Annotated in this window: 13 protein-coding genes; 8 read left to right on the top strand and 5 right to left on the bottom strand. The window is 53.0% G+C overall.

Features of this window, described 5'->3' with window-relative positions; translation table 11 throughout:
* Positions 1-58 precede the first annotated feature (58 nt).
* From ACGK9R_RS08515 to ACGK9R_RS08485, 7 genes are read left to right on the top strand one after another with little or no spacing between them, the layout of a single operon-like run.
* Positions 59-2,815 carry a class I SAM-dependent DNA methyltransferase gene (locus ACGK9R_RS08515; protein ID WP_394580218.1) on the top strand — a complete coding sequence of 919 codons (2,757 nt, stop codon included), beginning with the start codon at positions 59-61 and terminating at the stop codon, positions 2,813-2,815.
* The gene (locus ACGK9R_RS08510; protein WP_394580217.1) at positions 2,812-3,606 is read left to right on the top strand and encodes a hypothetical protein; all 795 of its coding nucleotides are present in this window, start codon (positions 2,812-2,814) and stop codon (positions 3,604-3,606) included. The genes ACGK9R_RS08515 and ACGK9R_RS08510 overlap by 4 nt, the downstream gene beginning before the upstream one ends.
* A complete protein-coding gene (locus tag ACGK9R_RS08505) occupies positions 3,603-4,613 on the top strand; it encodes a virulence RhuM family protein (protein ID WP_394580215.1) in 1,011 nt (336 codons plus the stop codon). Before ACGK9R_RS08510 ends, ACGK9R_RS08505 begins: the two co-directional genes overlap by 4 nt.
* Positions 4,614-4,626: 13 nt before the next feature.
* Positions 4,627-6,675, top strand: coding sequence for a DEAD/DEAH box helicase (locus tag ACGK9R_RS08500; protein ID WP_394580213.1), 2,049 nt, complete (start codon positions 4,627-4,629; stop codon positions 6,673-6,675).
* Positions 6,668-7,837 (top strand): GIY-YIG nuclease family protein, encoded by a 1,170-nt coding sequence (locus tag ACGK9R_RS08495; protein ID WP_394580211.1) that lies wholly within the window; start codon positions 6,668-6,670, stop codon positions 7,835-7,837. Before ACGK9R_RS08500 ends, ACGK9R_RS08495 begins: the two co-directional genes overlap by 8 nt.
* A gap of 20 nt (positions 7,838-7,857) precedes the next feature.
* Positions 7,858-9,234, top strand: a complete 1,377-nt coding sequence (locus ACGK9R_RS08490) for a Shedu immune nuclease family protein (protein WP_394580209.1) — start codon at positions 7,858-7,860, stop codon at positions 9,232-9,234.
* On the top strand, positions 9,231-11,249 hold the full coding sequence (locus ACGK9R_RS08485; RefSeq protein ID WP_394580207.1) for an ATP-binding protein: 2,019 nt from the start codon (positions 9,231-9,233) through the stop codon (positions 11,247-11,249). The genes ACGK9R_RS08490 and ACGK9R_RS08485 overlap by 4 nt, the downstream gene beginning before the upstream one ends.
* Positions 11,250-11,495: 246 nt before the next feature.
* Here ACGK9R_RS08485 and ACGK9R_RS08480 read toward each other — a convergent pair whose 3' ends face one another.
* The 3 genes from ACGK9R_RS08480 to ACGK9R_RS08470 form a co-directional block, all read right to left on the bottom strand.
* A complete protein-coding gene (locus ACGK9R_RS08480; RefSeq protein WP_394580205.1) occupies positions 11,496-11,858 on the bottom strand; it encodes a hypothetical protein in 363 nt (120 codons plus the stop codon).
* Positions 11,859-12,082: 224 nt separating this feature from the next.
* Entirely contained in the window at positions 12,083-13,060 is a 978-nt protein-coding gene (locus ACGK9R_RS08475) for an Abi family protein (protein WP_394580204.1), read from the bottom strand.
* Positions 13,061-13,098: 38 nt separating this feature from the next.
* Positions 13,099-14,946, bottom strand: coding sequence for a 3'-5' exonuclease (locus ACGK9R_RS08470; protein ID WP_394580202.1), 1,848 nt, complete (start codon positions 14,944-14,946; stop codon positions 13,099-13,101).
* Positions 14,947-15,367: 421 nt separating this feature from the next.
* Here ACGK9R_RS08470 and ACGK9R_RS08465 point away from each other — a divergent pair, with 421 nt between their 5' ends.
* Positions 15,368-16,030: an epoxyqueuosine reductase QueH gene (locus tag ACGK9R_RS08465; protein ID WP_394580200.1), complete on the top strand. Its 663-nt coding sequence runs from the start codon at positions 15,368-15,370 to the stop codon at positions 16,028-16,030.
* Between the two features lie 73 nt (positions 16,031-16,103).
* On the opposite strand, the gene ACGK9R_RS08460 is transcribed toward ACGK9R_RS08465, so the two are convergent.
* Positions 16,104-17,561: a Na+/H+ antiporter family protein gene (locus tag ACGK9R_RS08460; protein WP_394580198.1), complete on the bottom strand. Its 1,458-nt coding sequence runs from the start codon at positions 17,559-17,561 to the stop codon at positions 16,104-16,106.
* A gap of 162 nt (positions 17,562-17,723) precedes the next feature.
* Complete coding sequence (locus tag ACGK9R_RS08455) at positions 17,724-17,954, bottom strand: hypothetical protein (RefSeq protein WP_394580196.1); 231 nt, start codon at positions 17,952-17,954, stop codon at positions 17,724-17,726.
* Positions 17,955-17,997 lie beyond the last annotated feature (43 nt).

The following is a 17,997-nucleotide window of genomic DNA, read 5'->3' as shown; positions in this document are numbered from 1 at the left end:
ATTTTAGCGGCTAAAAACGCAGCACTCGCCAGAAGGCGAACAGGATAAATGGCACATCATGAACGCAGTAGAAATCGAAGCCGCAATATCAGATCTGGCACAACAGCCCTTTGACCCGGCTGAATTCCCCTATGCCTTCCTGGAAGCCTTCGGCAATAAGGCTACTACCATCAAACGGCTGCGCTCGGGTGCATCCAACAAGTCCGATCTTGGCGGCGTGTTGCAGACCAACAATATCCATATCGCAGTGGCGGATGCCGGAGCCGTTACGCGAACACTGGAGGATCTCAAGGCCAGCCCGGCGACCACCCGTGCCAAGGCGCGCTACATCCTGGCAACCGATGGCGTGCTTTTCGAGGCTGAAGATCTGGAAACTGGTGAGACGGTGGCCTGCACCTATGAGGCTTTCCCTGACCATTTCGGTTTCTTCCTACCGCTGGCGGGCATCACCACGGTCAAGCAGGTGCGCGACAGTTCCTTTGACATTCGCGCTACCAGCCGCCTGAATCGGCTGTATGTGGAGCTGCTGAAGGACAATCCTGACTGGGGTACGGAGGAGCAGCGCCATGAAATGAACCACTTCATGGCACGTCTGATCTTCTGTTTCTTCGCGGAAGATACTGACATTTTCGCTGGTAGCGGCCTGTTTACCGATACCGTGGCCCAGATGAGCGCACGGGATTCCGCCAATACCCACGAGGTGATCAGCGAAATCTTCCGTGCCATGAACACCAAACAGGCCGAACGCACTACAGCAAGTATTCCCCGCTGGGCAGATGATGGCTTCCCTTATGTGAATGGCGGGCTGTTTTCAGGTAGCGTTGCGGTTCCACGCTTCAGCAAGATTGCGCGCTCCTACCTGCTACACATTGGCAGTCTGGACTGGACCCAGATCAACCCCGACATTTTCGGCTCCATGATCCAGGCAGTCGCGGACGACGAAGAGCGCGGCGCGCTGGGGATGCATTACACCAGTGTGCCAAATATCCTTAAGGTACTGGATCCTCTATTCTTGAGCGATCTGCGCGGCAAGCTGGAAGACGCTGGCGAGAATTCGCGAAAGTTGCTGAACCTGCGCAACCGTCTGGCCAAAATTCGCGTGTTTGATCCCGCCTGCGGCTCAGGTAACTTCTTGGTTATCGCCTACAAGCAGATGCGTGAGATTGAAGCTAAGATCAATCAGCGTCGTGGTGAGCCAAATCGACCTACCGAGATACCGCTGACCAATTTCCGAGGCATTGAGCTGCGAGATTTCTCAGCCGAGGTTGCTCGTCTAGCGTTGATTATTGCCGAGTACCAATGTGACTTGCATTACCGTGGCAAGAAGCTGGCACTGGCCGAGTTTTTACCCCTTAGCTCAGATAACTGGATTACCTGCGGCAACGCCCTACGACTGGACTGGTTGAGCATTTGCCCGCCAACAGGAACGGGGGTCAAGCTGCAAGCTGATGATTTATTTGAATTGCCGCTGGACCAGGCACAGATTGATTTCGAAAATGAGGGTGGAGAAACATACATTTGCGGAAACCCACCGTATAAAGGAAATGCAAGAAAAACCGATGAGCAAAAGGCTGACCTTAAATTCCTTCTTGATGGTAAGTTTGAAAAATGGGGCTTGCTAGACTATGTATGTGGCTGGTTTATCAAAGCTTTTGAATTTGCGAAAACTACCCCCACTAAATTTGCATTTGTTGCGACAAATAGTATTGCACAAGGCCAACACGTTTCTAATTTTTGGAAGCCTTTATTTGATAAAGGACTTCGGTTTTTTTTCGCAGTACGGTCTTTTAAATGGTCGAATCTTGCAGCCCATGATGCGGGAGTCACTGTTGTAATTATTGGGTCTGATCTCGCCAAGGGGGTGGCTTCACTTTTTGACGGGGATTCAAAACTTCAAACACCTAATATTAACGGCTATTTATTGCCCCAAAAAAATTATTGGGTGTCTGCTGTGGTAAAGCCAATTTCAGGCATGCAGCCAATGATTAAAGGGAACTATTATGGCCTTTCAGAGCATTTGTTGATGGATCCTAATAAGATGCTTGAGTTAAAGGCGAGAGGAGTTCCTGAAAGTCATATTAAACGTTTTTACGGTTCCACCGAAGTTATTAATGCCAAAGCTAGGTACTGTCTTTGGTTCGAAGAAAAGCCTGAAAACGAGATACTAGAATTGGCTGATCTGCGAGCACGCATGAAAGCTGGTGTCGATAAGAGAAAAAAATCTAAGGATGCGGTGTCAAACGGTATGGTAAAGCGTCCCCATCAGTTTAGGGAGATGAATACTGGTAAACAGAATACTATTGCCGTGCCAGTTGTATCGTCAGAGAACCGAGATTTCCTCCCAGTCGATCTCTTGGGGAGAAACGCTGTTCTGTCTAATAAGTGTTTTGCACTTTTTGATGCGCCACTTTGGAATTTTTCATTAGTAGCCTCGCGCCTCCATTGGGTGTGGATAGGTACAGTTTGCGTGCGTATGCGTACTGATTTTAGCTATTCCAATACCCTTGGCTGGAACACTTTCCCTATTCCAACTCTTACTGAGAAAAACAAAGCCGATCTGACCCGCTGTGCTGAAGATATCCTCTTGGCCCGTGAAGCTCATTTTCCTGCGACTATTGCCGATCTATATGATTCAGACAATATGCCCGTCAACCTGCGTGAAGCCCACGAGAAGAACGACGAAGTGCTGGAGCGCATCTACATCGGTCGGCGCTTCAAGAACGACACCGAGCGCCTGGAGAAGCTGTTTGAGCTGTATACCAGAATGACAGCTTCCTCGCCTTCAAAGAGCAAGGCAAAACGGGAGGTATCATGAAGGAAGGATACTCCCTTTTTCAAATGTGGGAGCCTTTCCGTCAGTCGCTGATTGCCGGGCATCACTTTTATGTGAATCAAGCCAAGATACGACTTCTCTCGCAATTTGATGACATTGAGGCTGAAGCAGACAAGGCCTCCGATGAGTGGTTGGAGAAAAACAGCCTTTGCTTTGACCCTGATCGGCATGATGAAGGAGATTTCTACGAGTCCGCAAGTGCCGCTGACATTGAGTTCTACCAGCTCCTCAGCGAGATGCGCGACAGAACCTATCTTAGCGTTGCTGCTGGGATGTATCACGAATGGGATAAGCATTTTCGTAAATGGCTGACAGATGAAATACGCCATTGGCATACCGAAGAAATTGTTGCAAAAAAAGTATGGACCGTGGATTTTGGCAAGCTGGCTGACCTATTGGAAGGCCTTGGTTGGCAAGTTCGCAGTCAAGATTATTTTCCTAAACTGGATGCTTGTCGCTTGGTGGTCAATGTCTATAAGCATGGCAAGGGGAACTCGCTGAATGATTTGAAGAAGAGTTACCCAGAGCATCTTTCTCACCCATTCAACCACATTGATGATGCCTTTTCAGACTTGGATTATTTGGATCACACTCACCTATCTGTGAGTGATGATCAGCTACAAGCTTTCTCAGATGCGATTGTGGCCTTTTGGAAAGATGTCCCTGAAAATATTTTGAACCATGAAGATATTGAAGTACCCAGTTGGTTCGAAAGAGCCATGTCGGATGACCAGAAGGCTGTAAGTCGTCAGCAAGGAGGCTCCAATCCATGAGCGAACTGATCCTATACACCTCGGAAGACGGCCGGACCCAACTGCACCTTCGGGTGGATGGGGACAGCATCTGGCTAAGCCAGATGGAGATTGCTGAGCTATTCCAGACGACCAAGCAGAACGTCTCTCTGCATGCCAAAAACATATTTGAAGACAATGAGTTGGCCCCGGAAGCAACTGTCAAGGAATCCTTGACAGTTCAGTCCGAGGGCAATCGCCAGGTGAAGCGACGGATCAGTTACTACAACCTTGATCTCATCTTGGCCATTGGCTACCGCGTCCGCTCGCCACGGGGTGTGCAGTTCCGCCAGTGGGCCAGCACCCACCTCAAGGAGTTCCTGCTAAAGGGCTTCGTAATGGATGACGAACGCCTGAAGAACCCCAGTGGCTGGGACTACTTCGACGAATTGCTGGAGCGCATCCGGGACATACGGGCCTCGGAAAAACGCTTTTACCAGAAGGTCCGTGATCTATTTGCCCTCAGTTCCGACTACCAGGCCCGCGAGCGAGAGACCGCCCAGTTCTTTGCCGAGGTGCAGAACAAGCTGCTCTATGCCACCACCGGACACACGGCCGCTGAGCTGATCCTGAAGCGTTCAGACCCCAGCCAACCCAACATGGCGTTGACTAACTGGAGCGGTTCACGGGTACGCAAGCACGACGTCATCGTGGCCAAGAACTACCTAACAGCCGACGAGATCGACACGCTCAACCGGCTGGTAGTGATCTTCCTGGAACAGGCAGAGCTTCGGGTGAAGCAACAGAAGGATCTGACCCTGGACTTCTGGCGTAGCAACGTCGACAAGATGCTGGCCTTCAATGACCAGCCCATTCTCGAAGGTGCTGGATCGGTTAGCCGTGAGAATATGGAGAAGGTCGCCCGGGAACGTTATGAGATTTTCGACCAGCAGCGGCGTATTGCGGAAGCCAAGGCAGCCGATGTCGCTGACCTGAAGGAAATTGAACAACTGGAACAAGACCTCAAACACAAGGGCAAGAAGCCTTGACAGGTGTCGCGCTATGACAAAGATCGTACCCTCTGTTTCCGTCTCGTATGCCAGCAATGGCAGCTCCACCAAGTCCAATGCGTTGGGCATGCGTCCCATGCAGGAGCGCGCCTACGAGCGGCGCGGTGAGCAATACCTACTGATCAAGTCGCCACCGGCTTCCGGTAAAAGCCGGGCCTTGATGTTTATTGCGCTTGACAAACTCCACAACCAAGGACTCAAGCAGGCCATTATCGTTGTGCCAGAGAAGTCTATAGGTTCCAGCTTCAACGATGAACCGCTCAGTAATTTCGGCTTCTGGGCAGACTGGCACGTGGAGCCGAAATGGAACCTGTGTAATGCACCTGGCTCCGATAATGGGGGTAAGGTCAAATCGCTGGGCGTTTTTCTGGCCAGTGACGACAAGGTACTGGTCTGCACCCATGCGACCTTCCGTTTTGCCGTCGAACAGTTTGGCGTTACCGTCTTCGACGACCGACTGGTTGCAGTGGATGAGTTTCACCACGTCTCGGCCAACCCCGACAACAAACTAGGTGCTCACTTGGGGGAGTTCATTGCCCGCGACAAAGTGCATATCGTGGCCATGACCGGCTCTTATTTCCGAGGGGATGCCGAGGCAGTGCTGGCCCCCCATGACGAGTCGCGCTTCGATACCGTCACTTACACCTACTACGAGCAGCTCAACGGCTATGAATACCTAAAGCAGCTCGATATTGGCTACTACTTCTATTCAGGCTCCTACGCTGACGACATACTCAAGGTTCTTAATCCAGCCGAGAAAACCATCGTCCATATCCCCAGCGTCAATTCCCGAGAGAGCAGCGGTCAGAAGATCAAGGAAGTTGAACACATCTTTGAGGAGCTCGGTGAGTGGCAAGGAGCTGATCCGGTGACGGGGTTCCAGCTGGTAAAAATACCAGGGGGAAAAGTTCTGAAGATTGCTGATCTAGTCGATCCAGCACATCAAGGACGGATACAGGAAAGTCTCAGAGCTCTGTCAATGAAAACAGACCGTGACTACGTTGATATTATTATTGCGCTGGGCATGGCTAAAGAGGGGTTTGACTGGATCTGGTGCGAGCATGCGCTAACGGTAGGCTATCGCAATAGCCTCACAGAAATCGTGCAAATAATCGGCCGCGCCACCCGGGATGCCCCAGGCAAAACACGGGCACGCTTCACCAACCTGATTGCAGAACCCGATGCTGCTGAGCAGGCTGTGACGGAAGCTATCAACGATACCCTGAAAGCTATTGCCGCCAGTCTGTTGATGGAGCAAGTGTTGGCCCCGCGTTTCGAGTTCACGCCCAAAAAACCCACCAGTGGCCCGCAGGAAGGCTTCGACTACGGTGAGGAGGGCTATGACCCTGACAAGTGCAACGTGGGGGTCAACGAAGAAACTGGAAAGTATCAAATAGAAATCAATGGTTTGGCTGAGCCAAAAAGCGAGGAGGCCAATCGTATTTGCCAGGAAGATCTGAACGAGGTCATTGCCAGCTTTGTGCAAGACAAAAGCGCTATTGAGCGTGGTCTGTTCGATGAGGAGTTGGTACCTGAAGAGCTTACCCAGGTACACTTGGGCAAGATCATCAAGGACCGTTATCCCAACCTCGATGAGGAAGACCAAGAGGCCGTTCGTCAACACGCCATCGCAGCCCTGAATCTCACCCAGCAGGCCAAGCAGCTGCTAGAGGGAGAGAGCACCGTTGATACAAACGATCCCAAGCCAAATACGGCTCTGATTGCTGGTGTGCGAAAATTCGTGAATGTGCATGATCTCGATATCGACCTGATTGATCGCATCAATCCCTTCAGTGAGGCCTATGCGATTCTTGCCAAGACCATGAGCGAAGACAGCCTGAAACAGGTGGCGGCAGTTATCTCCGGTAAACGTACTAATCTGACGCCAGAAGACGCCAAGGAGCTTGCTGTGAGGGCTTTCAAATTCAAAAGGGAGCGCGGTCGGCTGCCTTCTATCAGCTCACAGGATGCATGGGAACAACGCATGGCTGAGGGTGCTGCCGCTTTCGTGCGCTTCAAGGATGAGGGCCGTTATGACTGATCTGGACGAATTGCGCGACGAACTGGACGGCTTCGCCCAGCCCGAGAAGAAGAAAGGCCGCTCTGCACGCGAAGAGCGCATCATCGCTGGTTTTGAAGAGATCCAGCGCTTTGTCGACCACCATGGCCGCACCCCACAGCATGGCGAAGACAAAGACATCTTCGAACGACTCTATGCCGTGCGCTTGGACCGCATACGCGCGCTTGAGGAATGCCGAATCCTGGTGACACCATTTGATCACCAGGGCCTGCTCGATGGCGATTACGCCATCGAAGCGGAATCCGTAGAGACTGTGGACGATGACGCCTTGCTTGCCGAGTTGGCCGGTGCCGCCGGGGCGCCTGAGCTTACCGAACTGAGGCATGTCCGTTCCAGCGCGGAGAAACGAGCTGCAGAAGAGGTCGCACACAGAGAGAAGTGCGAGGACTTTGAGACCTTCAAGCCGCTGTTTGAACAAGTAGACAGTGAGCTAAAGTCCGGGCTGCGAACCACTCGGCCATTCGGTAAGAATGCCACCATTGAGGTAAATCAATGGTTCATCGTGGACGGACAGACCGCCTATGTGGCTGATGAGGGGGAGGAGTTTGATTCGCCCCAAGGAAAGAAGGATGCACGCTTACGGGTGATTTTCTCCAACGGAACGGAAAACAACTTGCTGCGACTGTCGCTGGTTAGAGCGCTCTATAAGGATGAAGCAAGCCGCCGTATCACTGAGCCAGATGCCGGGCCGCTGTTCAGCGAGACCTGGGAAGAGGACGACATAGAAAGCGGTACCATATATGTGCTGCGCAGCCTGTCCGAACACCCATACGTTGCCGAGCACCGCGAGCTGATTCACAAGATCGGCGTCACGGGAGGCAAGGTGGAAACCCGCATCGCCAACGCAGCACACGATGCCACCTACCTGCTGGCCGATGTCGAAGTGGTCGCCACCTACAAGCTGGCCGGCATCAACCGCCGTAAGCTGGAAGCCCTCTTCCATCGCATCTTTGCACCGGCGCAGCTTGAGCTGACCATCCAAGACCGCTTTGGTCATCCGGTGAAGCCGAGAGAGTGGTTTTTAGTGCCGTTGCATGTGATCGATGAGGTGGTACAGCGGATTCGGGATGGGTCGATTACGTCTGTTGTTTACGATCCCGCTACAGCACGACTCAGCATTTAATCTCGAATGCAGGTATGCTTATGGCTAGGTTATTTCCTAATGATTTCAGTCCTGAAGATCTCGATATCGAGATCGAAGAGATTTTTCCAAATTGCACTGAAGTGTTTTATCTTCCCAGCCAGGCCGACTTAGACCTTGCAGGCAGAGGGTCTGAAGCCCCTAGGCAGCTTAGGAAAAAAATTGCCGTGTTTAATGGGAAGGATGGCTATATCTCAGTTTATCCAATTTTCACACTGCCTACCCATCCAGACTACCTAAATCAAAAATATCCGCAGATTGAGGAGATTAGACTTCTTCTCGATATCGACATCGTACCCTATACCAAAGATGACGTATTGTCTGCCTTGGAAGGTATGCCAGCAGGGTTTGTTAAAGATGTTCGTTATGGGTTGGGATTGATTAAAGATTTTCGATTCATTATATCGGCTGTTGAAGAGCAGACAAAAAGCAAAGTTCTTGTGCTTTGTGATGAGGAAACTAGAGATAAAGATGATGGTCGCTTCTGTCTAAGTTGGGGCGATTATGATGAGATGCGCCGTGATTGCAATCGAATAACTGAACGCGCCAGAAAAGCCGCACGGATTTCAAAAAGTGCTGCTACTTACAATCGTCTTGCCTATCTTTTAGGTAATGAGCAAAAGCCATTACCAATAGCCAACGATTCGATCAGTAAAATGCTTAGTATCAAGATATCAGATACTGACAAGCAGGCCGCAATGAACCTTATTGTAGGGGATAAGTCTGCTATCGAACAGACTGATACAGTGACTCTTTCGAGGTTGAAAAACGATATTGAGCTTGTGTCATTAGAGGTTCTGATAAAGAAATACGAAGAGCTGTTGTCTAAGAGTGCAAGGGAAGAGACTTGGCAGAAGCTGTTTAATGATAATCCATTTATCCTCAATCTAGCCTTTGGTTACCCTGCCATAAAAATTTCTGGTCAAGCTAGCGTTGGTGGAAAGCACTTGTCTGGAGATGGAGAAAAAATTACCGATTTTTTGTTAAAAAACGGTGTTACCAATAACTTGGCTATTGTTGAGATAAAAAAGCCTAGCTCAATGCTGTTAAATAAAACACAGTATCGTGGGGCCGTTTTTTCCGCTTCAAAAGAACTAACTGGCTCGGTAACACAAGTCTTAGATCAGTGCTATCAGTTACAAAAAAACATCTCAACTATAAAAGTTGATTCACGTGTCTATGATATTGAATCTTATGCCATCCACTGTATCTTGATTATTGGCACCATGCCTACCGATGAAAATCAAAAAAAATCGCTAGAAATCTATCGTCGGAATTCAAAAAATGTACAGATAATTACTTTTGACGAGATGCTTGTTAAGCTAAAGCAGCTCCACTGTTTTCTTTCTGATGATGATAACTCAGGGGTGGCGCAATGAGCTTACAAACAAACTTGAAGGGCCGGCTCCGAAATACTTCTTTGCCAAAGAGTCATGGACTTTTACCAGTGTTTGAAGCTGTAGTTAACTCAATTCATGCTATTGAGGAGAGAGTTGGAAACGCTGCCGGTAAGATTGTTCTTCAAATCAACCGAGATGTTCAGGAAGACTTGGAGCTAGATGCCAAGGCGTTGCCCCCCATCGTTGGTTTCACTATCAAAGATAACGGTTGTGGTTTTGACTCTAAAAATTTCAAGTCGTTTGAAACACTTGATTCTGATCACAAAATTGACAAGGGTTGCCGAGGCGTAGGGCGGTTAATGTGGCTGAAGGTCTTTGATGTGGTCGAATCAGAAAGCCATTTTTTCGATGAAGATAACGAGATCAACAAACGCTTTTTTCGGTTTGACGACAAGTCTGGTGTCCACGATGATAAAGTTCTGGCAGCTTCACAAGATCAAACAGGTACGACTATAAAGCTAATCGGCTTTGATGAGAGCTTCCGCAAGAAAGTGCCTGCCAAGGGTGAGTCTATTGCTAATCAGCTTTTAGAACATGTGCTTTGGTACTTTGTGCGCAACGAGGAAAGTCCGAAAATACTGGTTGCAGATATGGGGGAGAATGTTGACCTCGACGCTCTCTATGAACAACACATGCATGCCAGTGCCTATCATGAAACAATTGTTATTAAAGGCCAGGATTTCGAGTTAACACATATTAAATTTCGAGCATCTGTTAATAAGAAGCATCAGCTTGCTTTGTGTGCATCGAGTAGACTGGTAAAAGAAGAGATTATACAGGGAAAGATTCCTGGGCTCTATGGTAAGATTGCAGATTCATCTGGCGAGTTTACCTATACTTGTTATGTGGCTTCTGAATACTTGGATAACCATGTCCGTACTGAGCGAACCTCATTTTATATAGCTGAAGACGTCGAGGATATTCTTGATGAAATAACTTTAAAGGAAATACGTGAGGCAGTACTTGATCGTACAAAAGAATACTTAAAAGATGTTCTTTGTGAAAATGTAACAGCAGGAAGAAAGCGGGTAGAAGATTTTATTAATGAACATGCACCTCGCTACCGACCTATAACCAGCTATGTTGAAGGCGATATGCTCATTGTTGACCCCGAAAAATCGGACAAGGATATAGAGCTACACCTTCACGCAGAATGGTACAAAGTAGAGCGCCAGTTGGTCAGTGAAGGTCATGACATTATGCAGCCTCAAAGTGAAGAGCATGAAGAAACATACAAAGAACGGCTCGGTGATTATTTGCGTAAAGCTGAAGATATAAAAAAATCAGACCTGGCGAACTATGTTTCTCATCGAAAAGTTATCATCGATCTTTTGACAAAGTCTATTGAGAGATTAGATCATGGGAAGTACGCTCGTGAAGAGATGATTCACGAGCTTATTATGCCGATGCGCAAAGATTCAAGTGAGCTATTTCTGGACTCATGCAATCTCTGGCTAGTTGATGAACGTCTGGCGTTCCACAACTATATGGCATCAGATAAGACTATCAATGCCATGCCGATTACTAACAGCGACTCTGGAAAAGAACCAGACTTGCTTTCCCTTAAGGTCTTCGACAACCCTATTTTGGTAAATGACCAGCATAGCTTTCCACTTGCTTCAATTACCGTAATTGAGATTAAGCGACCTATGCGCAATGATATGCGGGAGGGCGAGGATAAAGACCCCATTGATCAAGCTTTAAGCTATTTGGAAAGGATTAGAGATGGGAAAGTAACAACTAAGTCTGGTCGTCCAATACCTAAAAATAGTGATATACCGGGTTACTGCTATGTGCTTTGCGATCTTACTGAATCGATGCATCGTAGATGCCGACGGGCAAACCTCAGAATCACATCCGATGGGATGGGATATTTTGGCTATAACGAACCTTCTCATGCCTACATAGAAGTGATTAGTTTCGATCAATTGGTGAAGGCCGCCAATGAGAGGAATCGCGCGTTCTTTGATAAGTTAGGGCTCCCTGTGGCCTAGATCGAACTATCGGTAGTGCACCGCTCAAAACGGTACACTACCGGTACATACACCAGCTTCGTGTGCTATCCTCAACTTTCGCTAATCTACTGATTCAAAAGAACTGTACCTTTCGCTCGATTACGGTCGCTTTTCCTTGTGTGTCAGTAACTTATTGTTTTAAAAGCGAACTCATAATCCCTTGGTCGTAGGTTCAAGTCCTACTGGGCCCACCATTTTTTCATACTCGTTACTTGAGCAAAGCGCTCAAACAACACCCCAAGCCTGCTTCAACCGCTCCACCGTATGCTCCCACTTCGGCGTGGTCGGTTTGCACACCGCGTTCTGATTTCCGAACAGCCCCACCTCATGAAAAGCCTCAGTGGTAGGAACGCTCTTAATCCAGCGGACCGGCACGATGTACTTCAGCGTTTCTTCGTCGTTCATCGAGTTTGTATCGTGTAGGTATGGGTACTCGTCAGGCGTGGTGACCGCTTTCAGGCTTTGTAACCCGTCCATCGTTTCGACCATGAACTCATCCGCCAGGCAGCGCTCGCTCATTACTTCCACCACGCCCACATAGCCGGTTTTGGGAATGTTGACCCAGACCTGGTCGCCTTCGGAAAACAAGTTGAGGGTCTTGAAGTACCAGTGGGCGCCACTGTCGGCGATGAAACCGTAGCGCCGCGCCAGCTCCCGTTCGATGACATTGCTGTTAGCATGATGTGAAAAGAGGGATACCTATACGTATTGCCGATACGTATAGGTATCACTATACTGTTATGTAACACGGCCCCCGCCTCTTGGCTCTCACGAGCTTACGCGGGGGTTCTTTTTTTTAGGCATAAAATCGCTTACTCGTCCCACCACCGCTCCCAGCCTGGCGGCGCGCCCATATCGTCAAGCGTTAGATTTCTCTGGGCGTGCGGTACCGGAAAACTTTCCATGTGCAGTTGCATGCGTCGATGCCACCCGGTCTCCGGGCAGACCACTTTTGTCATGTGCCGAACGATGCTCAATAGCAGGAAGGGGCGGGCGATCAATTGACGTTGATCGTGAAAAGCGTCGCACCACGTTAACGCACCCGGCTCTGGCAGTCTGGGCTGGTCGATAACGTTACGGTTCCAAAGCCGGCTGTGGTGAGCGCAAACGTTGCGCAGGTAATTCAGCGACCGGAGCCAGCTCTGAAAGACTTTCCAATCCTGAAGCCCATATTTCTGAGCGATGCATAACTGATCAGGCACCTTCATCAAGGCAAAAAGCTGCGAAATCGTCCCGAAGTCCCAGGTTTCGACCGCGACCCAGATCGGCAATCTTGGCCCATGCTTTTGCCGGTAGTGCTTGACGAAATCTTCCTTGGAGCGCTTTTCCATTCCTGCGCAGCGCTCCTGCCATTTTTCGAAGTTATCACGTGGGTCTTTTCCGGATTTTTTACGGGCGAAGGAGGGATGGAAGGTATCGCGGTGCAGGTGCGCAAAGGCGTCACGTTCCCCCAGTAGATGAGCGATATCGACGCGCAATGCGATCTCGATGCGCTCCAGGGCATCGGTGAGGCGCAGTCGAAGTTCCTTGTCGAACAGGTAAAGCCGCACCGCATCGACGAAGTGGGCGTTGGCAACGAAGCGATCCTTTGGCAGCGTCATTGGCCGCCCCTGTTGGTCGTGGTCGACCGTTTCGAAAATCCGAAAGGGATACCAGTAGGCGCTCAGTCGGTAATAACCAACCCGCGTCAGGTAGCTCAAGGCGGCGGGCTTATCGTCGACCAGCATGCCGCGCGCCATGAGTAGATCCAGCTGCTCGCGAAAGGATTTCCAGGGGCGTTTGTAAGTCATCCACTTACTTCCTGTTCTACCGCTACCTTGTGAGTCACTCAAGCCGACGCCAGTTTCTCTAACCGCTCGGTATACCAGTTAACCTTGCTCCCGGTCACCATCAGCCGCCTTCGCGCCCGCGTCATGCCCACATAAAGAAGCCGCGCTTCCTGGGCCTGATTTTCTTCGGCGGGGTCGAGCGCGCCGAGGCCGCTGAGCAGTACCGTGTCGAACTCCAGGCCCTTGCTGCTCTGGCGGCTGAGCAGGACCACTTCCTGGGCGTCCGGGTCGTAGCGGCGTTTATCGAAGGATTGCTGCAGGCAGCGGCTGGGAATGCCGGCGCTTTGAAGCGCCTCGTGGAAGCGCTTTCCCTGCGCGTTGCTGGTGTAAACCACCGCGATGCTGTTCAGCTCGCTTCCCTGTTCCTGCCAGGTCTTTATGCAGCGCACCAGGTAGTTGGCCTCGGCGTCGTCGCTTTTGAAGACGCGAAACGCGGGTTTGGGGCCGTGGACCCCGGCCACTTCCGGGGCGATCAGCGGTACGTGGTCGTCGTCGCCATCATGGGCCGTGAGGAAATCCCGAGCGAACTCGTAGGCGAAGCTCAATATCTCGCGGGTGTTGCGGTAGTTGAGTTTGAGGATGGTGGTGCGCCCGCGCGCCTGAATACCGGCCGACGACAGCGGGAATTTCAGCGCGCCTTTCTGGTAGATCGACTGGGCGTCGTCGTAGAGCAGGAGTAGCGAATTGGTATTCGGGTCGATCATCTGTACCACCAGCTTGAGCCAAGCCTGCTCGAAATCGTGGCCCTCGTCGATCATCACGGCGGCGTACTGGGCGCGGGGAATCTGCCCCTGGTCTACGGCGTGAATCACGCTCTCCACCTGGCGCTCGTACACCGGGCGGCTGCCGGGCCGCAGATCGACGTGGTACGTTTTGAGTTGTTGCCCGCACCATTCGTGAAAATGGTGCACCTTCACCTTTTCGGTCAGGCCTTTTTCGGCGATGAAGCAGCGAAGCCGGGCGGCCAGCGTGATGTTGAAACAGAGCACCAGAATCGGCTTGGTGGTGGCCTGCGCCAGATGCAGGCAGCGATAGCCCAGGATCAACGTCTTGCCGGAGCCGGCCACGCCGTGGATCACCCGGTGGCCGTCGCCCATGCTGCGCGCCAGCTGCTCCTGCTGCAGGTCCATCACGCGCACGATATCCGGCACTACGTTCGTGGCCGGCGCCTCACTCTGCTCTTCGTCATCGAACAGGTTGCCGGTGGGGGCATCGATACGCACCTCAGGAAAGAGCTGCCAGCGAATGCGGTCGAGCTGAGGTAGGGTAAGCTTGTCGCCGAAGCGGTAGTCGAACATTCCCCATAGATGCTCCTGAAACGCTTCCGGGTCGGCGGTGGCGAGCATCTCGTCCTTGCAGATCAGAAGGCGCCCAGGCAGTACGGCTTCCTGCGCCTCTTCGCTCATCGCGGCGTCCCATTGGCGACGGGTGATGTTGGGAAACACAACGCCGAACCCGTAGGGAAAGCAAAGCTTCCCCTGATAGCGGCCATCGCCCTGGGTGAGTTGCGGGTCACGCTCAAGTTGGTTGAGAGCGGTAAAGGCGCACTGACGCGCCTGAACCAGCGGGTTGCTCACCGTCTTGCGCCCCTTGGGGGTATCGATGACCGCGCTTTCCGGCGTGATCGAGTGCAGGGTATCGAGCTTCCAGTCCTTCACTTCGAGAAACAAAAGCCCGCGAGCGGGATGCAGTACGATGAAATCCGGATAGCGGCGCTGGCGTCCCAGCGGTATGTCGTACCAGACGATGTAATCGTCCTCGAGCAGGCTATCCAGGCGCTGCGCCACGCGGCGCTCGCCACTGGTCATGCGGCCAATGGTCGAAAGCGTGGGAATGAAGGTGGCCATGGCGTGAAGGCTCCGCAGTCGGGCCATTGACCCAAGGGTGAAGTTTTATTTGGTGTTTCATTCTATCTGCCGGACCCGCGGCCAGCAATTGCGATGGTGGGGCCCGCGAGTGGCCCTCTTTATGCGTGATGTTCTGCCAATCTCCAACCGACTTCCTTGAGATGACCGGCCCGCCCGGCAAGTTCGCTCTACCCGCTGGCGGTGGTGCAGCTGGTCGACCAGCTCCACCCGGACGAAATCGTGGCAGGCTCGGCGGATATGTTGGTGATGTACGGCGCCGGCTGTGCCGTGGCCCCACGCGAACCTCGTCTCTTGCTTGCCCGACTGTCGATCAACCCCAGCGCGCCGCACTTTTTTGCTATCATGCGGCCCAAATGCCACTGTTCAATATTCACGCTCCTCATGGTGAGATGATTTTATTATGACCGATATCGAAAGAACGCCGCTGCCTCTGCCCGAGGGGTTCGATCTCGAAAACGATCGTCTGCTGTTGCACTCCTGCTGCGCGCCCTGTTCCGGCGAGGTGATGGAGGCGATTCACGCCACCGGGGTCAACTACGCCATCTTCTTTTACAACCCGAATATCCACCCGGCGCGGGAGTACGAGATTCGCAAGGAGGAGAACATCCGCTTTGCCGAGCAACATAACGTGCCCTTTATCGACGCCGACTACGACACCGAGAACTGGTTCGAGCGGGCCAAGGGGATGGAGCACGAGCCCGAGCGCGGCGTGCGCTGCACCATGTGCTTCGACATGCGCTTCGAGCGCACCGCCTTGTACGCCCACGAGCACGGCTACTCGATGATCAGCAGCTCCCTGGGGATTTCGCGCTGGAAGGACATGTCCCAAATCAACGATTGCGGCCACCGGGCGGCGGCGCCCTATGAAGGACTCGAGTACTGGGACTACAACTGGCGCAAGCAGGGCGGCAGCCAACGCATGATCGAGATCAGCAAGCGCGAGCACTTCTACCAGCAGGAGTACTGCGGCTGCGTCTACTCGCTGCGCGACTCCAACCTGCACCGCCGCGCCCAGGGCCGCGACCTGATCAAGATCGGCGTTCAGTACTACGGCTACGATTGAGCCGATAACGATTGAACCCACCAGGCGGGCGAGGGTAGCCTCGGGTAGAGGCGGCGCTCGCCCGCTCAGCCGTTTAAAGCATCATTGCCGCCACCCAAGCGAACAGCAGCATGCCCAGGTTGGCGTGCAGGAACATGGGCATCACGCTGTCGCGGATATGATCGTGCTGGCCGTCGGCGTTGAGCCCGGCGGTGGCCCCCAGAGTGATGGTCGAGGCCGGCGAGCCCGCATCGCCCAACGCCGCCGAGGTACCGAGCAGCGCCACCGTGGCCATGGGCGAAAACCCCAGCGCAAGCGCGAGCGGAATGTAGATCGGCGCTAGAATCGGCACGCTGGCAAACGAGTCGCCAAAGCCGATGGTGATGAATAGCCCCACGATCAGCATGAGCCCCGCGCCCAGCAGCATGTTGCCGTCGAGCAGTTCGGCGGTGGCGGCCACCAGCGAGCCGATCTCGTCGGTGGCGCCGAGTACGCCGGAAAAGCCCGAAGCCAGCGTGATGATGACCGCGATCTGCGCCATCATGCGCATGCCTTGGGTGAACACATCGTCCTGTTCTTGCCAGCGAAACACTCCGCTCATTCCCAGAATGATAAAGCCCACCATGGCGCCGACCAGAAGCGAATCGAAGGCGAGCTGGCAGGCCAGCGCCGCGCCGATCGCTAGCACGGTCGCCGCTAGTTGCAGCAGATTGGGCTTGAGCGGCGGGGTCTCGAGCTCGATGTCGGTCGCCGCCACACTCTGGTAGTCGCGCGGTTGGCGGTAGCTGTAGAACAGACAAACCGCAGCGCCGGCCAGTAGCCCCATGACCGGCCAGAACATGGCCCTGGGCACCATGTCGGCGGTCACGGCCAGGTTCAAGCTCTCACCCACCGCGTTGACGTTGGCCAGCAGTATCTCGTTGAGATAGATCGCCCCGAAACCGGTGGGTAAAAGCAGGTAGCTTGCGCTGATGAAGCAGCCCAGCACGCAGGCCACCGCCCGGCGGTCGATTCGAAGGCGGTTCATCACCCCCAAAAGCGGCGGTATCAGAATGGGGATGAAGGCGATATGCACCGGCACCAGGTTTTGCGACATGACGGAGGCGACCATCAAGACCAAAAACAGGCTCGCCTTCACCCCCTTGTTGGTCGCGCCCTCCCGCCAGTCGAGCCTTGTAGCGATGCGGTGGGCGAGCAGATCCAATAGCCCGCTGCGCGCGATCGCCACCGCGAAGGCGCCGACCATCACGTAGGTCATGCCGACCTGAGCGCCGTTCAGAAGGCTGTCGTTGAAGGTGGTGATCGCCTCATTCATCGAAAGCCCGCCGTGAAGCGCCCCCAGAAGAGCCGCGCTGATCAACGCGATCGCCACCGGCATCTTGAGAAGACAGAGTGTGACCATCAGCGTGATCGTGAGGACGGCGGTATTGATGTGGTAATCCAGCGCCTGCGCGGCAACGTACACCAGGGCGAAAAGCCCGAGGATGGGCAGCACGCGGCGTTGCAGGAAGGCATCCGGCAAGGGGGCGGTGGGGGACGGCGAAGCGTTCATGCAGGTTCCTTATCTATCATCCAGGCCGGCGATAGCGGCACGGACCCAAAAGGCTCGAGGAAGGGGCGGGTTCAAGGGGCGCGATGATAGCAGATCGTGGACTGATCGAGGCCTGCGTTGAGTAATGGCCGGTTACGCCAATGAGCGGGCATGAGCGAAGCTTCAGGAAAGCGCAATTAGCCGCTGCCAGTAGACCCCCACTCCAACGACCAGGGTGCCGATCACTACCCCGATCCAGCCCAAAAGCACGACGGCGGCGCCGAAGGCGCTGAGCGCATCCGAACACGCCATACCGCCAAAGCCCAGCGCGCAGTGGTAAGGCGAGCGGTCCAGGCCGAGCACCAACAGCCACCAGAGCAGCGCGCCACTGGCGCCAAGTACCGCGAGAAGCATAACCCCGGCCGCCAGCAAGAGATTCCGGCTTCGGTACATGAGA

It is taken from the genome of Halomonas sp. HNIBRBA4712, assembly GCF_043558675.1.
GTDB lineage: Bacteria > Pseudomonadota > Gammaproteobacteria > Pseudomonadales > Halomonadaceae > Vreelandella.
Note: the sequence above shows the minus strand (reverse complement) of the source record. Positions and strands in the feature narration are given on the sequence as shown.

Coding starts and splice junctions, on each gene's coding strand:
- ACGK9R_RS08515 (WP_394580218.1), top strand. CDS start 59: ATGAACGCAGTAGAAATCGAAGCCGCAATATCAGATCTGGCACAACAG.
- ACGK9R_RS08505 (WP_394580215.1), top strand. CDS start 3,603: ATGAGCGAACTGATCCTATACACCTCGGAAGACGGCCGGACCCAACTG.
- ACGK9R_RS08485 (WP_394580207.1), top strand. CDS start 9,231: ATGAGCTTACAAACAAACTTGAAGGGCCGGCTCCGAAATACTTCTTTG.
- ACGK9R_RS08465 (WP_394580200.1), top strand. CDS start 15,368: ATGACCGATATCGAAAGAACGCCGCTGCCTCTGCCCGAGGGGTTCGAT.
- ACGK9R_RS08455 (WP_394580196.1), bottom strand. CDS start 17,954: ATGCTTCTCGCGGTACTTGGCGCCAGTGGCGCGCTGCTCTGGTGGCTG.
- ACGK9R_RS08460 (WP_394580198.1), bottom strand. CDS start 17,561: ATGAACGCTTCGCCGTCCCCCACCGCCCCCTTGCCGGATGCCTTCCTG.
- ACGK9R_RS08510 (WP_394580217.1), top strand. CDS start 2,812: ATGAAGGAAGGATACTCCCTTTTTCAAATGTGGGAGCCTTTCCGTCAG.
- ACGK9R_RS08495 (WP_394580211.1), top strand. CDS start 6,668: ATGACTGATCTGGACGAATTGCGCGACGAACTGGACGGCTTCGCCCAG.
- ACGK9R_RS08475 (WP_394580204.1), bottom strand. CDS start 13,060: ATGACTTACAAACGCCCCTGGAAATCCTTTCGCGAGCAGCTGGATCTA.
- ACGK9R_RS08490 (WP_394580209.1), top strand. CDS start 7,858: ATGGCTAGGTTATTTCCTAATGATTTCAGTCCTGAAGATCTCGATATC.
- ACGK9R_RS08500 (WP_394580213.1), top strand. CDS start 4,627: ATGACAAAGATCGTACCCTCTGTTTCCGTCTCGTATGCCAGCAATGGC.
- ACGK9R_RS08470 (WP_394580202.1), bottom strand. CDS start 14,946: ATGGCCACCTTCATTCCCACGCTTTCGACCATTGGCCGCATGACCAGT.